Annotated in this window: 4 protein-coding genes; all 4 read left to right on the forward strand. The window is 48.3% G+C overall.

Going from position 1 to position 3,254, the window contains the following annotated elements; genetic code table 11:
- The first annotated feature begins 334 nt into the window (after positions 1-334).
- Positions 335-1,117, forward strand: coding sequence for a formate dehydrogenase accessory sulfurtransferase FdhD (gene fdhD, locus Q0338_RS08805; protein ID WP_298086423.1), 783 nt, complete (start codon positions 335-337; stop codon positions 1,115-1,117).
- Positions 1,110-1,877, forward strand: a complete 768-nt coding sequence (locus tag Q0338_RS08810) for a LysR family transcriptional regulator (RefSeq protein ID WP_298086424.1) — start codon at positions 1,110-1,112, stop codon at positions 1,875-1,877. Before fdhD ends, Q0338_RS08810 begins: the two co-directional genes overlap by 8 nt.
- Positions 1,878-1,903: 26 nt before the next feature.
- Complete coding sequence (locus tag Q0338_RS08815; RefSeq protein WP_004321084.1) at positions 1,904-2,092, forward strand: hypothetical protein; 189 nt, start codon at positions 1,904-1,906, stop codon at positions 2,090-2,092.
- A 183-nt stretch (positions 2,093-2,275) separates the two neighbouring features.
- Positions 2,276-3,254: aminotransferase class V-fold PLP-dependent enzyme (locus Q0338_RS08820; RefSeq protein WP_298086425.1), on the forward strand; the 979-nt coding region annotated here is incomplete at its 3' end.

Consider the following 3,254-nt stretch of genomic DNA (forward strand, 5'->3'; position numbering starts at 1 on the left):
ATTATCGGAATTTTAGGTATTTTGATAAATGAAGTAGAAAAATTTAATTTCGTAAGTTGGAATTCGGGACAAATGGGTTTGGGGTTAAATTTGAAAAGGGGCGGAATGAAAAAGTCAAATTTAGACTAAACTAGTAGTGAAGCTTTTTGTGGCGATTGCAGAAATTTTGCATTTAAGATATATGCTAAGTAGGCATATATAAATCATAATAAGACTCCGATAAAATCGTACTAAAAATAGTTTAAGTTTTTGCTTGATTTAAGCAAGAATTCACTACAATCAAATCTTAAATTTAGATTTTCAAGCTATCATTTCGCAAAAATTAAGGAAAATCATGCAACCTATTTTTACGACGCAAATCATCAAATTTAAAGGCGCGCAAAAAAGCGCCGTGGATGATATTTTGGTGCGCGAGATCAAGCTTGAGATCTACATAAACGGCAAGCGTTTCGGCGCGGTGATGGCAACTCCGACCGATCAGGAGGCGCTGGCCGCAGGCTACCTAATCAGCGAAAATTTGATCGCAAGCCCCGAGGATATCGAGAGTATCGAGCTCTCAGACGACGCTTTAAGCGTGCGGGTAAAGGCTAAAATCAACGAAAAACGCCTCGAGCAGTTTGACGAGGAAAAGGTGATAATCAGCGGCTGCGGGCGTAGCTCGACGGCAAATATCGATCCAGAGGCTATGGCGGCACGCTCGGTAAAGGGCGAGGTTAAATTTCACAAAGACGAAATTTTGCGCCAGATGGGGCAGTTTTACACGCAGTGCGAGCTTTACGAGATGACTGGCTGCGTGCACACGGCTAAGCTTTTTGTTAGCGGCGAGCAGTTTTTTATCGGCGAGGATATCGCCCAGCACAACACGATAGACAAAGCCGTCGGCAAGGCGGTATTAGCCGGCGCGCAGCTGCAAAATTCGTTTTTGATGGTGAGCGGGCGCTTAAGCTCCGAGATGGTAGCAAAAGCCGTCATGCACGGCATCCCCGTGCTCGTATCGCGCACGGCTCCGACTAGCCTTGGCGTCGTGATAGCGCGTAAATTTAACCTCACGCTATGCGGCTTTGTGCGCGGCGAAAACATAAACGTATATAGCGGCGCGGAGAGAATCTATGAGTGAGCAAATCCGCGAACTGATAACAAAACTGCTAAATCCAAAGGGCAGGCTGGACTGCGGCGCGGCGTTTAAGATCGCTGCAAAGCTAGGCGTGGAGATCGGCGAGGTTAGCGACGAGGCCGAAAAAATGGGCGTAAAGATCGACAACTGCGAGCTAGGGCAGTTTGGCGGGCTGGAAAACGGACGCGGCAAATACACCGTGATGACGCAGCTAAAACAGATGACCGACGAAAAGGGCAGAATACTGTGCAAAGACGCTAGAGACGCGGCTGCGGGCGTGGGGCTAAAGACGATCCGCTCGACGCTAAAAGACTATAAAATCGACGTAAAATACTGCCAGCTGGGGTGTTTTAAGGAGAAGAAAGGAAAAAAGATGAGAGTAAAAACCAAAACCTGGATAGAAAACGACGAGGGCGAGCTGATATTCGGCAAGGGCAAAACCGAAGTCCTAGACGTCATCGCCGAGGTCGGCTCGATCTCAAAGGCCGCCGAAATCCTAGGCATGAACTATAAAAAATGCTGGACTCATCTGCAAATTTTGCAAAAAAATCTAAAAGAGGAGCTCTTCACCACCAAACAAGGCGGCGGCGAAAACGCCGGCACGACGCTAAACGAACGCGCGCATGAGCTCATAAACGCCTATAGGCAGCTACAAAACGATATCGAGGATTTTGCGGATAAGCGCTTTAAGGAGCTGTTTTTGAAAAAAGACGGCGAGAAAAATGACGCAACTAAAGACGACAAAAAAGATAAAAAGAAATAAAACCACATCAATTTAAGGGAGAAAAAATGTACGTAAAACTAAACGATAGGGTCTATCTAAACAAAGACAAGATCACTAGAGTAAAGGTAGATAGCGTCCAAGACGGTATCAGGATTCGCTTCTACGAGGGGCAAAATCAAGTCGCTAAAAGCGGACGCTTCGAAACCGAAGCAAAAGCTATCGAGTGGCTAGAGAAAAATTTTATAAACAAATAATAAAATGGTCGTGAGCCTCTGTGGCTCGCGCTTCTGTGCTTTATCAAGTTAAATTTGCCGCTTTGCGGTTAAATTTAGCTTGCTCAAATTTAATCTCCAAATTTACTAAATCATTTCCACCGCAAAAGCCCTAAATTTGCGAAAATTTACTATAATTACCGTATCAAATTTAAAGAGTAAAAAATGCTAAATTTAGACGAAATAAGAAAAAATATCATCCTAAAACCTGGCGTGCACTATTTTGATTACACCGCTTCGGGGCTTGCTTATGAGCCCGTAGAGCGCGAGATAGGCGAAATTTTAAAAACCTACGCCAACACCCACTCCGACAGTAGCTCTAGCGCCATCATCACGCAGCGGCGCTACGAGGGCGCGCGCGAGAGCCTAAAAAAGCTGCTAGGCCTTGACGAGCGGTTTTATCTCATCGCCTGCGGGCAGGGCGCGACGGCCGCGATCAAGAAATTTCAGGAGCTGCTAGGCATCTACCTACCGCCTGCGACCAGAAGCGCGATCGGCGAGGCAAATTTACGCGCCGCGCAGCTTCCGCTCGTGCTCGTTTCGCCCTACGAACACCACTCAAACGAGCTTAGCTTTCGCGAGGGGCTTTGCGACTACCTGCGCGTGCCTCTTAGCGAGGGCGGCGAGATCGATCTGCTAGCACTCGAGCGCATCCTAAAACTTAATGCGGGACGCCGCATCATCGGCTCGTTTAGCGCCGCCTCAAACGTCACGGGCGTCATTAGCGATTATAAAAAGATCAGCGAGCTAATCAGGGCTGCGGGTGGCATCATCGCCTTTGACTGCGCGGCTCTGAGCTCGCACGCAAATTTAGATTGCGATTACTTCGACGCGATTTTCCTCTCGCCGCATAAATTGCTCGGCGGACCTGCTAGCTGCGGGCTTTTGGCGATCAAAAAAGAGCTACTTAACAGCGATGTGCCGACCTTTGCCGCGGGCGGGACGGTCGCCTACGCTAGCCGCGAAGGGCACGTATTTTTGAAAAATCCCGAGCAGCTAGAGGAGGGCGGTACGCCGCCTATAATCGGGCTTATGCGGGCAAATTTGGCCTACGCGCTGCGAAACGAAGTCGGTTTTGAGAGGATAAAAGGCGCCGAGGACGAGCTGGCGCGGCTTTTTGAGAGCGAGCTAGCAAGCATAGACG

The sequence above is a fragment of the uncultured Campylobacter sp. genome (genome assembly GCF_938018145.1).
Lineage (GTDB): Bacteria > Campylobacterota > Campylobacteria > Campylobacterales > Campylobacteraceae > Campylobacter_A.

Bases quoted from the DNA above. Each gene is read 5' to 3' on its own strand.
- fdhD (WP_298086423.1), top strand. From the start codon at position 335: ATGCAACCTATTTTTACGACGCAAATCATCAAATTTAAAGGCGCGCAA.
- Q0338_RS08810 (WP_298086424.1), top strand. From the start codon at position 1,110: ATGAGTGAGCAAATCCGCGAACTGATAACAAAACTGCTAAATCCAAAG.
- Q0338_RS08815 (WP_004321084.1), top strand. From the start codon at position 1,904: ATGTACGTAAAACTAAACGATAGGGTCTATCTAAACAAAGACAAGATC.